Below are 15,890 nucleotides of genomic sequence, written 5' to 3' on the forward strand. Positions count from 1 at the left end.
GAGGGTGTGCGGGCGTGATGCCGCGCCCTCGGCTCAGAGCAGGCCGCCGGTCGCCATCGCGATGCCCAGCGGGGTGCGCTCGTAGAGCACCTGATGGCCGTAGCGGCGGGACCTGAGCAGCCCGGCGTCGCGCAGGACCGCGAGGTGGGCGGAGACCGACGACATCGCCAGCTCGTGCCGGTGCGCGAGGGCGGTGGTGGTCGTGGGCGCGTCGAGGCCGGTGAGGATCGCGGCCCGGTTGGCGCCCAGCAGCCGGACCAGCGCGTCGGACGCGCTGGGCCCGGTGCGCGCCCACAGGCCGCCGACCCCGCGGGCGGGGTAGACGACGGTCGGCTGCCACGGCGGGTCGAACGCGCTGCCCGCCTCGGGCCAGAAGAAGACGCTGGGCACCAGCACCAGGCCGCTGGACGACGGCACCCGCGCCTCCGGCAGGGCGCCGCCGGCCGTCAGCGCCCCCTCCGACCAACTGAGCAGCGGGTGCAGCCCGGTGAACAGCCGCTGCATGCCGCCGTCGGCCAACCGCCGTGCGTGGTAGGCGACATCCGCCTCCAGCACGGCCCGCAGCCGCGGCCAGTGCGGCGCGAGCAGCGCGGACCACACGTGTTCGTACTGCCCCGCCAACTGCCGTACGGTGCCGGCCGGGTCGGCGAGCATGGCGCGGCCACGGCGGGAGTCCCTCGCGCCCGGGGTCTGGGTCAGTGCCTCGGCGATCTGCCGCCGGGCGAGTTCCGGGTCGGTGGCCCGTATCGCGGCGATCTCGTCCTCCAGCGCGGCCAACGGCATCGCGGGGACGGGGTGGAGGAAGTCGGGGCCGTGGCCGTTCTCCGGCGCGAGCAACCAGAACGCGGTCAGATCGAGACCGGCGGCGACCGTACGGACCTGGCGCAGCCACGGAAGGTGGTAGCCGTGCCGGTCCGGGTGGGAGAGGGCCCTGATCGCCCCTTGTGCCTCGCGCAGCGGTGATATCGCGAAGCGGCAGCGCAGCAGTTCCTCGGCCGCGAAACGCACGCGCAACGACATCACATCCCCCAAGATTCGGCGGCAGCCGAAAGACTACGACGGGTGGGGCCAGTGCCACCAGTGTGATGTCATGACAACGGACAGCGAGCACCCGCCTCGTGAGGAGAACCACTCCTCGCAGGCGGGCTCGGACAACTCCCCCGATACCCAAGGGGAGAAGAACACGAGCGCCGGATACGGCGCCGTGTTCGCGGTCCGGGAGTTCCGGGCGATGTTCGCCGCCCACGTGCTCTCCATGCTCGGCACCGTCTTCTGCGAAGTCGCCCTGGCGGTCATGGTGTTCCGGCAGACCGGCTCCGCGCTGCTGACGGCGCTGGTCTTCGCGCTGACCACGCTGCCGTACGCGCTGAGCGGCCTGCTGCTGTCCGGCATCGCCGACCGCGCCCCCGCCCGGCGGGTCCTGGTCACCTGCGACCTGCTGTCGGCCTCCTGCGTCGCCCTGATGGTGATCCCGGGCATGCCGATCGCCGCGCTGCTGGTGCTGCGGATGGGCGTCTCGATGATCTCGCCGCTGTTCGGCGGCGCCCGCGGGGCGAGCCTGTCCGACATCCTGGCCGGCGACCTGTTCGTGCTGGGCCGCTCGCTGATCTCGATGGTCTCCCAGTCCTCGCAGATCATCGGCTTCGGCGTGGCCGGTCTGGTGGTCGCCTGGTTCACCCCGCGGCAGACCCTCTACATCACCGTGTGCACGTTCCTCTGCTCGGCGCTGCTGCTGCGGTTCGGCACGCTGCGCCGGCCGGCCCGCGGCTCCGGGGGGACGTCACTGATGCGCGAGTCGCTCGCGGCGAGCGGCCGGCTGCTGTCGCACCCGCGGATCAGGGCGCTGTTGCTGATGTGGTGGGTGCCGCCGATGTTCTTCGGGGTCGCCGACGGTGTGGCGGTGCCGTTCGCGGCCGCGACCGGCGCCGGGTCGGTCGGCTACGGCATCTTCCTGGCCGCGATGCCGGCCGGCACCGTCGTCGGTCAGATGGCGGCCGGGTCGCTGCTCGGCCCGGAGGCCAGGGCCCGGATCACCTTGCCGCTGGCGGCCGTCTCGCTGCTGCCGATGGCCGCCTTCTTCGTCCATCCCCCGCTGCCGCTGTCGGTCGGGCTGCTGGTGCTCACCGGGCTGTGCGGCGCCTACGCGCTCGGCATGGACCGCTGGTTCGTGCAGGCGGTGCCGGTGGACATGCGCGGCCGGGCGATGACGCTGCTGGGCACCGGCCTGATGACGCTCCAGGGCGTCGGCCTGATGGTCGGCGGCGCGGTCGCCGAGGTGGTCCCGCCGTACGCGGTCATCTCCGGCGCCGGGCTGATCGGGACGGCCGGCGTGTTCATGGTGCTCAGGTCGGTGCGCAGGACCGGTGCGGTGCGGGAATCGGCGGCGTCCGCGGCAGGCGAACCGGCGTAGGGCCCTGGGCCGGGGCCACGCATCCGTCGGCCCCGCCGCACCACGACTCCGCCGGCCCCGCGTCCGCCGGCCCCGCGTTACGACTGTGTCAGCCCCGCGATGAGCTCGTCCGCCGCCGCGTACGGGTCGAGCGCGCCGTCGATCACCTTCCCGGCCAGCGCGGACAGCCGGGCGTCGCCGTGCACGGAGCCGATCCGGCGGCGCAACGCGGTCACGGCGATGTTCTCGATCTCGCCGGCGGCGCGGGTACGGCGCCGCTCGACGAGGGTGCCGTGCTCCTCCATCCAGCCCCGGTGCTTGTCGAGGGCGTCGAGGAGTTCGTCGATGCCCTCGCCGCGGCTGGCGACCGTCTTGACGATCGGTGGCCGCCAGTCGCCGGGCGCGCGGGCCTCGCCGAGGCCGAGCATGTGGTTCAGCTCGCGGGCGGTGGCGTCGGCGCCATCGCGGTCGGCCTTGTTCACCACGTAGACGTCGCCGATCTCCAGGATGCCGGCCTTCGCGGCCTGGATGCCGTCGCCCATGCCGGGGGCGAGCAGCACCACGGAGGTGTCGGCCTGCGCGGCGATCTCCACCTCGGACTGGCCGACACCGACGGTCTCCACCAGCACCACGTCGCACCCGGCGGCGTCCAGCACCCGGATGGCCTGCGGGGCGGCCCAGGCCAGGCCGCCGAGATGGCCGCGGGTGGCCATCGAGCGGATGTAGACGCCCGGGTCCGACGCGTGCTCCGACATCCGGACCCGGTCCCCGAGCAGGGCTCCGCCGGAGAACGGTGAGGAGGGGTCGACCGCGAGCACCCCGACCCGGCGGCCGGACCTGCGGTACGCCGTGACCAGCGCCGAGGTCGAGGTGGACTTGCCGACGCCGGGTGAGCCGGTCAGCCCGACGACGTAGGCTCCGCCGGTCAGCGGGGCGAGCGTCGCCATCACCTCGCGCAACTGCGGGGAGCCGCCCTCCACGAGCGAGATCAGCCGCGCCACCGCCCGTGGCCGCCCCTCCCGCGCCTGCTCCACCAGCGTCTGGACGTCCGCTGCTTTTTGTGGCTCGGTTCGCCGCCGGTCGCTTTGACCCGGTGTCGACGGTCGATCATGCTCGCTCGCTCGTCCCTCGCTCACTGCGCGTGTTCTTCCTTTCGACACCGGCGCGACCTTTGGCTCACTCGCCCGTAGCCACCGTTCTTCCGTCAGCCGACCGTGGGCACCCTTTTCCCGTCAGTTGCCCGGCACCCGGAGGATCAGGGCGTCGCCCTGGCCGCCGCCGCCGCACAGGGCCGCGGCTCCGGTGCCGCCGCCGCGCCGCTTCAGCTCGAGCGCCAGGTGCAGCACGATACGGGCGCCGGACATGCCGATGGGGTGACCGAGGGCGATCGCGCCGCCGTTGACGTTCACCTTTTCCGGTGTCACGCCGAGGTCCTTCATGGACTGGACGGCGACCGCGGCGAACGCCTCGTTGATCTCGATGAGGTCGAGGTCGTCGACGGTCAGCCCCTCCTTGCGCAGCGCGTGCTTGATCGCGTTCGACGGCTGGGACTGGAGGGAGTTGTCCGGCCCCGCCACATTGCCGTGCGCACCGATCTCGGCGATCCAGGACAGGCCCAGCTCCTCCGCCTTGGCGCGGCTCATCACGACGACCGCGGCGGCCCCGTCGGAGATCTGCGAGGAGGTGCCGGCGGTGATGGTGCCGGCCCCGTTCGCGTCGGCGAAGGCGGGCCGCAGCCGGCTCAGCGACTCCGCGGTGGTCTCCGGGCGGATGCCCTCGTCCTCGGCGACGATCACCGGCTCGCCCTTGCGCTGCGGGATCTCCACCGGGGTGATCTCGGCGTCGAACAGGCCGTTCTTCCGGGCGGCCGCGGCGCGCTGGTGCGACAGCGCGCCGAACTCGTCCTGCGGGGCGCGCTCGATGCCGAGCCGGGTGTTGTGTCGCTCGGTGGACGCGCCCATCGCGATCTCGTCGTAGGCGTCGGTCAGCCCGTCGTGCGCCATCGAGTCGAGCATCTCGATCGCGCCGTACTTGTGGCCCGCGCGGGACTTGGGCAGCAGGTGCGGCGCGTTGGTCATCGACTCCTGGCCGCCGGCCACCACGATCTCGAACTCGCCGGCCCGGATCAGCTGGTCGGCGAGCGCGATCGCGTCGAGACCGGACAGGCACACCTTGTTCACCGTGAGCGCGGGAACGCTCATCGGGATGCCGCCCTTGACCGCGGCCTGCCGGGCCGGGATCTGGCCGGCGCCGGCCTGGAGCACCTGCCCCATGATCACGTACTCCACCTGGTCGCCGGCGATGCCGGCCCGGTCCAGCGCGGCCTTGATCGCGGCGCCGCCAAGGTCGGCGCCGGAGAACGTGCGCAGGCTGCCGAGCAACCGCCCCATCGGGGTGCGGGCGCCGGCGACGATCACGGAGGTGCGGGCTTCCTGACTGGTCATGCTGCGGCCCCTTCGGCTGAAGAGAAGTTAACGAGGGTTACCGTCAATGTACTGACCGGTAGTCGCCGGGTCACGAGGCGGAACGTGTGACGGCGCGCACGTTGCGTGACCACATGCCGGTGCGGTGAACTGTGTGCATGCTGACGCGCATCGACCACATCGGGATCGCCTGCTTCGACCTGGACGCGACCGTCGAGTTCTACCGTGCCACGTACGGCTTCGAGGTGGAGCACAGCGAGGTCAACGAGGAGCAGGGCGTCCGCGAGGCGATGATCAGGATCAGCGGGACGGACGACGGCGGCGCCTCCTACCTCCAGCTGCTGGAGCCGACCCGGGAGGACTCCGCGGTCGGGAAGTGGCTGGCGAAGAACGGCGAGGGTGTGCACCACATCGCCTTCGGCACCGGGGACGTCGACACCGACTCCGAGGCGGTGCGCGACAAGGGTGTGCGGGTGCTCTACGAGCAGCCGCGGCACGGCACCATGGGCTCGCGGATCACCTTCCTGCACCCCAAGGACTGCCACGGCGTGCTCACCGAGCTGGTCACCTCCGCCCCGGGCACCCCCGACGCCGAGGACGAGGCGTAGCGATCCGGCCTCGGGACCGCCGAACAGGCCCGAGACCACTGACCCAACCCCGGTGCCGCCCGGTAGAGTGACCGAGGCCGACCGGGGTGGGCGGCCGGGAGCACGCTCCTGGGTACGCTCCCGCTCTGTGACGTTGATCTGACACCATTCTTCGTACAGCTCTGTTCTCTTCAACCGAGTTACGGAGAATCTCACCCGGTTGGCGGGTGAGTACGCCAGGAGACCGATGGGACCGCAGAGTGCGGGGCAACGACAGCTACCGGGCTGACGACCAGCTCTCTCGACTCGAAGCCGAGATGGACCGGCTGCGTACCGAGCGCGGCAAGGCCGTCGATCACGCCGACGACCTCGGCTACCAGGTCGAGGTGCTGCGCGCCAAGCTGCACGAGGCGCGCCGTAATCTCGCCACCCGTCCCGCCTACGACAACATCGGCCACCAGGCCGACCAGCTGCTGCGCAACGCCCAGATCCAGGCCGACCAGCTGCGCGCCGACGCCGAGCGGGAGCTGCGCGAGGCCCGCGCCCAGACGCAGCGGCTGCTCCAGGAACAGGCCGAGCACCAGGCCAGGTTCGAGTCGGACTGGCACACCGAGGCGATCGCCCGCCGCCGCCAGCTCGACGACGAGCTGGCCGAGCGGCGCGCCACCGTCGAGACCCACGTCAACGAGAACGTGGCCTGGGCCGAGCAGCTGCGGGCCCGCAGCGAGTCGCAGGCCCGGCGGCTGCTGGACGAGACCCGCGCGGAGTCCGAGGCGGCGCTGACCGCCGCCCGGGCCGAGGCGACCCGGATCGCCGAGCAGACCAGCCAGCGACTGACCGCGGAGGCCGAGTCGGCCCGCACCGAGGCCGAGCAGCTGCTGCGCCGGGCGCGCGCGGACGCCGAGCGGCTGCTGGCCACCGCCTCCGCGCAGGCCACCGAGGCGACCACCGAGGCCGAGCAGCTGCGCACCACCACCCGCAGCGAGTCCGACGAGGCGAGGACCCGCGCCACCGAGCTGTCCCGGCTCGCCGACGAGCGGGCCAGGGCCGCCGAGGAGACGCTGCGGCAGGCCCGCACCGAGGCCGAGCGGCTGCGCGAGGAGGCCGCGGCAGGCGCCGCGAAGCGGCTGGCGGCCACCGAGAGCGAGAACGAGCAGCGCACCAGGACCGCGCGCGCCGAGATCGCCCGCATGGTCGGCGAGGCCACCAAGGAGGCCGAGTCGGCCAAGGAGGCGGCCGAGCAGACCGTCACCGACGCCCGCGCGCAGGCCGACCGGATCAGGACCGAGGCGCAGGAGACCGCCCGCGCCAAGGCCACCGAGGACGCCGCCGCGCAGCTCGCCCAGGCGGCCAGGTCCGCCGAGGAGATCTTGACCAAGGCGTCCGAGGACGCCCGCTCCACCACGAAGGCAGCCGCCGACGAGGCCGAGCGCATCCGGCGCGAGGCCGCCGACGAGGCCGAGCGGCTGCGCGCCGAGGCGGAGGCGTCGGCGCAGGAGCTGCGCGGCGCCGCCCAGGACGACACCGAGGAGTACCGCGCCAGGACCGTCGAGCTCCAGGAGGAGGCCCGGCGGCTGCGCGGCGAGGCCGAGCAGTTGCGGGCCGACGCGGTCGCCGAGGGCGAGCGCATCCGCGGCGAGGCGCGGCGCGAGGCCGTACAGCAGATCGAGGAGGCCGCGAGCAAGGCCGAGGAGCTGCTCGCCAAGGCGAAGGCCGACGGCGACGAGGTGCGGCAGGGCTCGGCCGCCGAGGCCGACCGGATGCGCACGGAGTCCGTGGAGCGGGCCTCGGCGCTGAACACCAAGGCCGAGGAGGCACTGCGGCAGGCCCGCGCGGAGGCCGACGAGCTGCACGCGGAGGCCGGGCGGCAGGCCGAGGCGGCCAAGGAGGCGGCCGAGCGGACCGCCGAGCAGGCCCGTACCGAGGCCGAGGCGGTCACCGCGCGGATGCGCGAGGAGGCCGAGGGCGACCTGGTCCGGCTGCGCGAGGAGGCCGAGGCGCGGGTCGCCGGTGCCGAGCAGGTGCTGCGCGAGGCCAGCGCCGAAGCGGACCAGGTCCGCGCGGAGGCCGGCGAGGAGGCCGAGCGGCTGCGCGGCGAGACGGCCGAGCGGGTCCGCGTCGTGCAGGAGCAGGCCGAGGCGGAGGCGGTACGGCTGCGCGACGAGGCGGCCTCGGACGCGGCGCAGAGCCGCGCGGAGGGCGAGTCCGTCGCCGTACGGTTGCAGGCCGAGGCAGCCGCCGACGCCGAGCAGCGCAGGACCGAGGCGCAGGAGACCGCGGACCGGCTGCGCGCGGAGGCCGCGGCCGCCGCCGAGCGGATCGCGGTGGAGGCCGCCGAGGCACTGGGCGCGGCCCAGGAGGAGGCGGCCCGCCGCCGCCGGGAGGCCGAGGAGGTGCTGGGCGCGGCCCGCACCGAGGCCGAGCAGGAGCGCACCCAAGCCCGCCGGGAGAGCGAGGAGTTGCTGGCCGCCGCCCGCAAGCGGGTGGAGGACGCCGGCGTCGAGGCGGACCGGCTGGTCGCCGAAGCGGACCAGCGGGCCGCGGAGTTGGTGGCCACCGCCGAGGGCACCGCGCAGCAGGTGCGCGAGTCGGTCGCGGGGCTGCGTCAGGAGGCCGAGGAGGAGGTCGCCGGGCTGCGGTCGGCCGCGGAGCACGCCTCCCAGCGGCTGCGCGCCGAGGCACAGGGCGAGGCGGACCGGCTGCGTTCCGACGCCAACTCCGAGCGGGAGCGGGCCGGTGAGGACGCGTCCCGGGTCCGCCGGGAGGCGGCCGAGGAGGCCGAGGCGGCCCGCGCGTTGGCCGACCGTACGGTCGGCGAGGCGATCGAGGAGTCCGACCGGCTGCGTTCCGAGGCGCGCGACGACGCGAACCGGATGCGCACCGACGCGGCGAACCAGGCCGACCAACTCGTCGGCAAGGCACGCGAGGAGGCCGAACGCCTCAGCGCCCAGGCCCGGGACGCGCTCGCGAACGCCGAACGGACCGCCGAGGACTCCCGTACGCACGCCCAGCGCATCCTGGACGAGGCACGCGAGGCGGCGAACAAGCGGCGCAGCGAAGCCGCCGAGCAGGCCGACGAGTTGATCGGCAAGGCGCAGGCGGAGGCGGTCAAGACGCAGACCGCGGCGGAGCAGCAGGCCGACGCGATGGTCGGCGCGGCCCGCACCGAGGCGGAGCGGATCGTCAACGAGGCCACCAACGAGGGCAACGGGACGGTGGAGCGGGCCCGCACCGACGCCGATACGCTACTGGGCGAGGCGCGCAACGACGCCACCAACACCAGGAACCGCACTGCGGAGTTGCGCCGCCGGGTGGAGTCCGAGGTGGAGGAGTTGCACGAGCGGGCCCGCAAGGAAGCCGCCGAGGCCATGAAGGTGGTCGGCGAGCGGGTCGACAAGCTGGTGGCCGCCGCGACCGAGCAGTTGGGGGAAGCGGAAGCGAAGGCCGCCGAGATCAAGAGCACCGCCACGTCCGAGGCGAGCAAGGTGCGGATCGCCGCCGTGAAGAAGGTCGAGGGCCTGCTCAAGGAGGCGGAGCAGAAGAAGTCCACGGCCGAACGCGAGGCGGAGCGGGTCAAGGGCGAGGCACGCGCCGAGGCCGAGCGCATCGTGGCGGAGGGCAGAAGGGAGTTGGAGGTCCTGGTGCGCCGCCGAGAGGACATCAACGCGGAAATCTCCCGTGTCCAGGACGTGTTGGAGGCGCTGGAGTCGTTCGAGGCGCCCGGCGGCGGGTCCGGCAAGAGCGCCGTCGCGGCCGGCGCGGGCGCACCCACCACCCGTACAAGCGGCAAGCGTTCCGACGAGGCTCCACTCGATTGAGCGGACATTCTCCATACCGAATACGCAATGGCTCGGTGACACGCCGCCGCGCCCCCTAGGATTCCCTCTATCACCTCACCGGTCTGAATCATCGACAGGAACCCCATGAGCGACACTTCCTCCCCCTTCGGCTTCGAGCTCGTGCGTCGCGGATATGACCGCGGTCAGGTGGACGACCGCATCACCAAGCTCGTCGCCGACCGTGACAGCGCGCTGACCCGGATCACCGCGCTGGAGAAGCGAATCGAGGAACTGCACCTCGAAACCCAGAACGCCCAGGCCCAGGTCACCGACTCCGAGCCGTCGTACGCCGGTCTCGGTGCCCGTGTCGAGAAGATCCTCCGCCTCGCCGAGGAGGAGGCGAAGGACCTGCGCGAGGAGGCCCGCCGCGCGGCCGAGCAGCACCGCGAGCTGGCCGAGTCGGCCGCCGCCCAGGTCCGCAGCGACGCCGAGTCCTACGCCTCCGACCGGAAGGCGAAGGCCGAGGACGAGGGCTCGCGGATCGTCGACAAGGCGAAGGGCGACGCGACGCAGCTGCGCGCGGACGCGCAGAAGGACGCCTCGGCCAAGCGTGAGGAGGCCGATGCGCTGTTCGAGGAGACCCGCGCCAAGGCCGCCCAGGCCGCCGCGGACTTCGAGACCAACCTCGCCAAGCGGCGCGAGCAGTCCGAGCGGGACCTGGCGTCCCGTCAGGCGAAGGCGGAGAAGCGGCTGGCGGAGATCGAGCACCGCGCGGAACAGCTGCGCCTGGAGGCGGAGAAGCTGCGCACCGACGCCGAGCGCCGGGCCCGCCAGACGGTGGAGACCGCGCAGCGCCAGTCCGAGGACATCGTCGCGGACGCGAACGCGAAGGCCGACCGGATCCGCAGCGAGTCCGAGCGCGAGCTGGCGGCACTCACCAACCGCCGCGACAGCATCAACGCGCAGCTGACCAACGTGCGCGAGATGCTGGCCACGCTCACGGGTGCGGCCGTCGCCGCGGCGACCTCCCCCGCCGACGACGAGCCGGTCTCGCGCGGCGTCCCGGCCCAGCAGTCCCGCTGACCGGCGGTTCCGCCCCGGCCGACGGCTCCGCCCCGGCCGGCGGCACGTTTTCCACAACCCCCGCCCCTCCTCGGGCGGGGGTTGTGCCGTCTGAAGTAACCTCGGGCCCATGATTGAGTTGCAGGGGCTCACCAAGCGGTACGGGGACAAGACCGCAGTCGACCATTTGACCTTCACCGTGCGCCCCGGCGTGGTGACGGGCTTCCTCGGGCCGAACGGCGCGGGCAAGTCCACGACGATGCGGATGCTGCTGGGGCTGGACAACCCGACCAGTGGCGACGTCCGGATCGACGGCAAGCACTACGCACAGCTCAGCGAGCCGCTGAAGTACATCGGCGCCCTGCTGGACGCCAAGGCGATCCACGGCGGCCGCACCGCGTACAACCACCTGCTGTGCATGGCGCAGTCCAACCGCATCCCCAAGCACCGGGTGGACGAGGTGCTGGAGACGGTGGGCCTGAGCGCGGTGGCGAAGAAGCGCTCCAAGGGCTTCTCGCTCGGCATGGGCCAGCGGCTGGGCATCGCCGGAGCGCTGCTCGGCGACCCGGAGATCCTGATGTTCGACGAGCCGGTCAACGGACTGGACCCGGAGGGCATCCACTGGATCAGGAACCTGATGAAGGGCTTGGCCGCCCAGGGCCGCACGGTCTTCGTCTCCAGCCACCTGATGAGCGAGATGGCGCTGACCGCCGACCACCTGATCGTGATCGGCCGCGGCCGGCTGATGGCGGACACGTCGATGTCCGACTTCATCGAGAAGAACTCGCGGTCCTACGTCCGGCTGCGCACACCGCAGCAGGAGCGGTTCAAGGACATCATGGGCAAGGCCGGTTACACCGCGGTGGAGACCGGCGACGGCGCGTTCGAGATCACGGACGGCGACGCGGCCGCGCTCGGCGAACTCGCGGCGCAGCATCAGCTGGTGCTGCACGAACTCAGCCCGCAGCGGGCGTCGTTGGAGGAAGCGTTCATGCAGCTCACCGCGGAGTCGGTGGAGTACCACGCGCACGGCCAGATCGGCCCCGGGCCGGTCGCCGGGCCCGGGGCTCCGGTGCCGGGCGGCGGTACCGGGCAGCCCGGTGCGCCCGCGGGCCAGCCACCGTACGGCGCCTCGCCCTACGGCACCTCGCCGTACGCACCCCCCACCATGCCCGGGCAGGGGGCACCGCAGGGGCAGGGCGGGCAGCAGGGCCAGGGTGGTCAGGCGGCGCCGCCGGTCCCGCCGGCACCTCCCGCGGCCCCCGGGTGGGGCGCGCAGTGGCGTGACAACGGCAAGAAGAAGGGGCACTGACATGGCCTCGACCTCCGCCGTCCTCCAGTCGGAGTGGACGAAGATCCGATCGGTGCGCTCCACCGTGTGGACACTCGCGCTGGCCTTCCTGGTCACCCTCGCGCTGGGCGCGATCATCAGCGCCGTCTTCAACAGCCAGTGGAGCTCGATGTCGCCGTCCGACAAGGCGACCTTCGACCCGACGAACACCAGCTTCTTCGGCATGACCCTCGGCCAGCTCGCGCTGATCGTCTTCGGCGTGCTGGTGATCTCCAGCGAGTACAGCACCGGCATGATCCGCACCTCGCTCGCCGCGGTGCCGCAGCGCGGTCACTTCTACGCCTCGAAGGTCGCGGTCGCCGGGCTGCTCGCCCTGGTCGTCGGCATGCTGACCAGCTTCCTGACCTTCTTCGTCGGGCAGGCGCTGCTCGGCTCGCACAGCGCCTCGATCAGCGATCACGGCGTGCTGCGCGCGGTGTTCGGCGCCGGGCTGTACATGACGCTGGTCGTGCTGTTCTGCGTGGGCACCGCGGCGATGCTGCGCAGCCCGATGCTGGGACTGGGCATCCTGATGCCGTTCTTCTTCCTGGTCTCGCCGATCCTCAGCGCGGTGCCGAAGGTCAAGTCGGTGGCCCGCTACTTCCCCGACCAGGCCGGGCAGAAGATCATGCAGGTGGTGCCGGACTCCGACCACCACACGTCGTACGGCCCCTGGGGCGGCATCGGCATCATGGCGCTGTGGGTGATCGCGGTGCTCCTCGGCGGCTACGTGGTGCTCAAGCGCCGCGACGCCTGAGCCCGGGTCCGCGCACCACCAGGCGTTCGTGACGGTGCGTCAGACCACGCGACGCGTCACCCGAACGAGTGAAAGCTGGCTCAGTACCGCGGTGCGTTACGGGACCGCTGCACCTTGCTGGTGCGGCGGTCCCTCGCGTTCCAGCAGGCGCGGTGCCAGTGCCGGCGGTCGTCCACCCCGCCGTACTCCCGCCAGGCCACCACGTGGCCGACGCCGGGCGGGATCTCCTGGTCGCAGCCCGGGCAGCGGTAGTGCTTCGCGGAGGCGCTGCCGGCGATCGGCCGCACCACCCACTCCTCGCCCTGCCACTCCTCGGTCTGGCCGCTGCCGAAGCCCGACTCCCGCTCCTGCGCGGGCGCCGACTTGTACGGGCGGTTACGTCGCGGCGACATGGACACCTCGCGCTCTGCCCGGCCAGGCCCCGGGCTGCACTGGTTCGACAGCGGACCGGTCCGAGCCGCCGGGGCCGAACCGTCCCTCCAGGTTACGCGTACGACCGGGGCCCGGCGGAACACCCGCGCGCGGCCCGCCGCCCGCACACCGGCTGCTCACCGCACGTGCACCGCCCGCCCGTTGCCCGCGCACCGGCCGCACTCCCGCCGCTCACCGCCCGCGCATCGGCTGCCGAAAATCATGAAAACTCCCGGCAGAGGCCGTGCCCTTGGCACGTGCCAGGCGTTGGACGGGAAAAGAGGGAGTGCGTGATGCGCGTTGGGACGTTCGTACTCGCAGCCCAGTTCCCCGGTCAGGGCCAGGGCGAGGCGCTGAGCCGGGCGATATCCACGGCCGACGCGGCGGAGGCTGCGGGGCTGGACTCGGTGTGGCTGGCCGAGCACCACTTCGTGCCGTACGGCGTCTGCCCGTCGGCCGTCACCCTTGCCGGGATCATGCTCGGCCGCACCTCCCGGATCGGGGTCGGCACCGCGGTGAGTGTGCTGCCCAACGTCCATCCGGTCGCGCTCGGCGAGCAGGCGGCGCTGCTGCACCTCGCCTCCGGCGGCCGCTTCACCCTCGGGGTGGGACGCGGCGGGCCATGGGTGGACCTGGAGGTCTTCGGCACCGGGCTGGACGCCTTCGAGAGCGGCTTCCCCGAGTCGCTCGACCTGCTGATGCGCTGGCTGCGCGAGCCCGCAGTGGAGGCCCGCGGCCCGCGGTACGCCTTCCGCGAGGTGGCGGTGGTGCCGCGGCCGGACGAACTCGACGGGCGGCCGGGCCCACCCGTGGTGGTGGCGTGCACCTCCCCCGGGACCGTACGGGAGGCCGCCCGGCGCTGCCTGCCCATGCTGCTGGGGATGCACTGCGGCGACGACGACAAGGCGGCGATGGTCGCGATGTGGCAACAGGCGGCGCTCGCCGCCGGGCACCCGCCGGACGCGGTCACGGCGGCCGACCACGTCTCCGCGGGAGTGGTGCAGGTCGCCGACACCCGCGCGGACGCCGTGGAGGTGCTGGCGAAGGCGATGCCCGGCTGGCTCCAGCAGGGCCTGTCCGCGCACCTCACCTACGACGGCAGCCCGCGCGCGATGCGCGACCCGCACGGATACACCGAACTGCTCTGCGCCCTGCACCCGGTGGGGCCGCCGCGGCTGTGCGCCGACCGGCTGGCCGCCACCGCCGAACGCACCGGCATCACCCGATTCGCGCTGCTCGCCGAGGGCTCCGGCGACCTCGACGCGACCATGGAGAACGTCGCCCGGCTGGGCGGCGACGTGCTCCCGGAACTGGCCTGATCCGGTGCGGAGAGCCGGTCACGGGAGCACGCCTGGTTGTGCACGGCGCCATTGATCGTTCGGGCCGGCCGCCCCCTGGTCGATCGTTCACGGCCGGGCCGCCCACCAGCGGCGGGCGGGACGCCGACCGGCCCCGCGAACGGGCCGATCAGCGCGGCCGGCTCAGCAGTCCCGCAGCTCCGGCGACTGGTTGAGCACTTGGGACCGCAACGAGGTGAACTTGTCGTAGCTGCGCTCCACCGCCGGGTCCCAGGGGAACACCGCCACCCGGTGGCAGTTCTGGAAGGCCAGCCGCACCCCGAAGTGCCTTTGCAGCGCGCCGCGTATCGCGTCGCTGGCCAGCGCGCGAAGCAACTGGCCGCGCTCCTTCTCACTCGGCGGCGGCACCTGGTTGTCGGCGAACTCCCCTCCGTCGACCTTCAGTTGCGCCACCAGCGAGCTGATCATCTCCCACGCGTAAGGGAGGGACGTCCGGACGCAGTCGACGAACTCCTGCTCGTCGACCTCGCCTCGCTCGGCCTGTTCGAGAAGGGCCGGTGAGACGTCGAGCGACATGGATACTCCTCTCGTGACCACGCGTCCGAAGGGGACGGGGGTCTGCGGGCACCACGCACGGCCGGAAGCGCCGTGCGGGAGGACCTGTTGCCCGGAGGCCGCCCCAAGCTGCTGAATGTCGGCCCCGGTACATCAACCGTAGGCGTCACCTGCGCAGCCGCACCAGGCGGCAGCACCCACAACCGGCCAATTTTCCGGGCGGGGGCGGGGTCGGATAGCGTTGCGCACCATGCGCCTCGTGATCGCCCGCTGCTCCGTGGACTACGCCGGTCGGCTCTCCGCCCATCTCCCCTCCGCCACACGGCTGTTGCTGCTCAAAGCCGACGGCAGCCTCTCCGTACACGCGGACGACCGCGCCTACAAGCCGCTCAACTGGATGTCCCCGCCGTGCTCGCTCAAGGAGGGCGACGACGGTGTGTGGACGGTCACCAACAAGGCGGGCGAGCAACTGATCATCTCGATCGAGGAGATCCTGCACGACTCGTCGCACGAACTGGGGGTCGATCCCGGCCTCATCAAGGACGGCGTCGAAGCGCACTTGCAGGAGCTGCTCGCCGATCGGATGGAGGTCCTCGGCGCCGGCTGGACCCTGATCCGGCGCGAGTACCCCACGCCGATCGGCCCGGTGGACATCCTCTGCCGCGACGGCGACGGCACCACCGTGGCGATCGAGATCAAGCGGCGCGGCGAGATCGACGGGGTGGAGCAGCTCACCCGCTACCTCGAACTCCTCAACCGCGACACCCGCATCGCGCCCGTGAAGGGCGTGTTCGCGGCACAGGAGATCAAGCCGCAGGCCCGGGTCCTCGCCACCGACCGCGGGATCGACTGCGTGGTGCTGGACTACGACGCGCTGCGCGGCATCCAGGACGACAAGCTCCGCCTGTTCTAGGGCCCCTGACCCGCCAGGGTGGGCGGTTCCGCCGGTTCAGGGACCACCCGCCGGTGGAGGGCTTGTCGCGCAGTTCCCCGGAAGTGGTCCACCCGGCCCGCCCGGGCTGCCCCGTCCTGTCGGCTCCCGGACCACCCGCCGGTGGAGGGCTTGTCGCGCAGTTCCCCGCGCCCCTGTCGGGGCTGCTCGCCGTGCGCTGCCCCGGGGCGGGACGGTCCTTCGGCTACGGGGTCGGCGACTCGAAGGTGGCCGAGGTCGGGTCGGAGGGCGTGTCGGATGGTGTGGGCGTGTCCGGCACGGTGGCGGGCGCGCCGGCGGTCCGACTGTCGGTTTCGGACGGTGTCGTCGGCGGAGTGGTGGGGGGCGTGGTCGGCGGAGTGGTGGGC

14 protein-coding genes are annotated in these 15,890 nt (G+C 72.8%); 9 read left to right on the forward strand and 5 right to left on the reverse strand.

Annotated elements, in window-relative coordinates; translation table 11 throughout:
- Positions 1-33: 33 nt before the first annotated feature.
- The gene (locus AC13HU_RS01650; RefSeq protein ID WP_483039870.1) at positions 34-1,020 is read right to left on the reverse strand and encodes an ArsR/SmtB family transcription factor; all 987 of its coding nucleotides are present in this window, start codon (positions 1,018-1,020) and stop codon (positions 34-36) included.
- Between the two features lie 70 nt (positions 1,021-1,090).
- Here AC13HU_RS01650 and AC13HU_RS01655 point away from each other — a divergent pair, with 70 nt between their 5' ends.
- Entirely contained in the window at positions 1,091-2,410 is a 1,320-nt protein-coding gene (locus AC13HU_RS01655; protein ID WP_483039871.1) for an MFS transporter, read from the forward strand.
- Positions 2,411-2,487: 77 nt separating this feature from the next.
- Here AC13HU_RS01655 and meaB read toward each other — a convergent pair whose 3' ends face one another.
- Positions 2,488-3,426 carry a methylmalonyl Co-A mutase-associated GTPase MeaB gene (meaB, locus tag AC13HU_RS01660; RefSeq protein ID WP_483039886.1) on the reverse strand — a complete coding sequence of 313 codons (939 nt, stop codon included), beginning with the start codon at positions 3,424-3,426 and terminating at the stop codon, positions 2,488-2,490.
- A gap of 195 nt (positions 3,427-3,621) precedes the next feature.
- Positions 3,622-4,833, reverse strand: a complete 1,212-nt coding sequence (locus tag AC13HU_RS01665) for an acetyl-CoA C-acetyltransferase (protein ID WP_483039872.1) — start codon at positions 4,831-4,833, stop codon at positions 3,622-3,624.
- 137 nt (positions 4,834-4,970) lie between these two features.
- Between AC13HU_RS01665 and mce the strand changes: the two genes are divergently transcribed.
- From mce to AC13HU_RS01690, 5 genes are all read left to right on the forward strand, one after another.
- Positions 4,971-5,420 (forward strand): methylmalonyl-CoA epimerase, encoded by a 450-nt coding sequence (gene mce, locus AC13HU_RS01670; RefSeq protein ID WP_483039873.1) that lies wholly within the window; start codon positions 4,971-4,973, stop codon positions 5,418-5,420.
- A 239-nt stretch (positions 5,421-5,659) separates the two neighbouring features.
- Entirely contained in the window at positions 5,660-9,217 is a 3,558-nt protein-coding gene (scy, locus tag AC13HU_RS01675) for a polarized growth protein Scy (protein ID WP_483039874.1), read from the forward strand.
- 105 nt (positions 9,218-9,322) lie between these two features.
- Positions 9,323-10,261: a cellulose-binding protein gene (locus AC13HU_RS01680; RefSeq protein ID WP_483039875.1), complete on the forward strand. Its 939-nt coding sequence runs from the start codon at positions 9,323-9,325 to the stop codon at positions 10,259-10,261.
- Between the two features lie 109 nt (positions 10,262-10,370).
- Complete coding sequence (locus AC13HU_RS01685) at positions 10,371-11,552, forward strand: ABC transporter ATP-binding protein (RefSeq protein WP_483039876.1); 1,182 nt, start codon at positions 10,371-10,373, stop codon at positions 11,550-11,552.
- Between the two features lies 1 nt (position 11,553).
- Positions 11,554-12,327, forward strand: coding sequence for an ABC transporter permease (locus AC13HU_RS01690; RefSeq protein WP_483039877.1), 774 nt, complete (start codon positions 11,554-11,556; stop codon positions 12,325-12,327).
- An 80-nt stretch (positions 12,328-12,407) separates the two neighbouring features.
- Here the strand turns inward: AC13HU_RS01690 and AC13HU_RS01695 are convergent, their stop codons facing one another.
- The gene (locus AC13HU_RS01695; RefSeq protein ID WP_483039878.1) at positions 12,408-12,719 is read right to left on the reverse strand and encodes an ATP/GTP-binding protein; all 312 of its coding nucleotides are present in this window, start codon (positions 12,717-12,719) and stop codon (positions 12,408-12,410) included.
- A 312-nt stretch (positions 12,720-13,031) separates the two neighbouring features.
- Here AC13HU_RS01695 and AC13HU_RS01700 point away from each other — a divergent pair, with 312 nt between their 5' ends.
- On the forward strand, positions 13,032-14,057 hold the full coding sequence (locus AC13HU_RS01700) for an LLM class flavin-dependent oxidoreductase (RefSeq protein ID WP_483039879.1): 1,026 nt from the start codon (positions 13,032-13,034) through the stop codon (positions 14,055-14,057).
- Positions 14,058-14,219: 162 nt separating this feature from the next.
- Here AC13HU_RS01700 and AC13HU_RS01705 read toward each other — a convergent pair whose 3' ends face one another.
- Positions 14,220-14,612, reverse strand: a complete 393-nt coding sequence (locus AC13HU_RS01705) for an SCO5389 family protein (protein WP_483039880.1) — start codon at positions 14,610-14,612, stop codon at positions 14,220-14,222.
- A 229-nt stretch (positions 14,613-14,841) separates the two neighbouring features.
- On the opposite strand from AC13HU_RS01705, the gene nucS reads away from it, so the two are divergent.
- Both nucS and AC13HU_RS01715 read left to right on the forward strand, forming a co-directional pair.
- Positions 14,842-15,504: an endonuclease NucS gene (gene nucS, locus AC13HU_RS01710; RefSeq protein WP_483039881.1), complete on the forward strand. Its 663-nt coding sequence runs from the start codon at positions 14,842-14,844 to the stop codon at positions 15,502-15,504.
- A 53-nt stretch (positions 15,505-15,557) separates the two neighbouring features.
- Positions 15,558-15,890 (forward strand): hypothetical protein (locus AC13HU_RS01715; RefSeq protein WP_483039882.1); only part of this gene is annotated, 333 nt, incomplete at its 3' end.

The sequence above is a fragment of the Streptomyces sp. NH27 genome (genome assembly GCF_056859195.1).

Excerpts from the sequence above, each read along its gene's own strand:
- AC13HU_RS01650 (WP_483039870.1), bottom strand. The coding sequence starts at position 1,020 with ATGTCGTTGCGCGTGCGTTTCGCGGCCGAGGAACTGCTGCGCTGCCGC.
- AC13HU_RS01655 (WP_483039871.1), top strand. The coding sequence starts at position 1,091 with ATGACAACGGACAGCGAGCACCCGCCTCGTGAGGAGAACCACTCCTCG.
- AC13HU_RS01665 (WP_483039872.1), bottom strand. The coding sequence starts at position 4,833 with ATGACCAGTCAGGAAGCCCGCACCTCCGTGATCGTCGCCGGCGCCCGC.
- mce (WP_483039873.1), top strand. The coding sequence starts at position 4,971 with ATGCTGACGCGCATCGACCACATCGGGATCGCCTGCTTCGACCTGGAC.
- AC13HU_RS01680 (WP_483039875.1), top strand. The coding sequence starts at position 9,323 with ATGAGCGACACTTCCTCCCCCTTCGGCTTCGAGCTCGTGCGTCGCGGA.
- AC13HU_RS01685 (WP_483039876.1), top strand. The coding sequence starts at position 10,371 with ATGATTGAGTTGCAGGGGCTCACCAAGCGGTACGGGGACAAGACCGCA.
- AC13HU_RS01690 (WP_483039877.1), top strand. The coding sequence starts at position 11,554 with ATGGCCTCGACCTCCGCCGTCCTCCAGTCGGAGTGGACGAAGATCCGA.
- AC13HU_RS01695 (WP_483039878.1), bottom strand. The coding sequence starts at position 12,719 with ATGTCGCCGCGACGTAACCGCCCGTACAAGTCGGCGCCCGCGCAGGAG.
- AC13HU_RS01700 (WP_483039879.1), top strand. The coding sequence starts at position 13,032 with ATGCGCGTTGGGACGTTCGTACTCGCAGCCCAGTTCCCCGGTCAGGGC.
- AC13HU_RS01705 (WP_483039880.1), bottom strand. The coding sequence starts at position 14,612 with ATGTCGCTCGACGTCTCACCGGCCCTTCTCGAACAGGCCGAGCGAGGC.
- nucS (WP_483039881.1), top strand. The coding sequence starts at position 14,842 with ATGCGCCTCGTGATCGCCCGCTGCTCCGTGGACTACGCCGGTCGGCTC.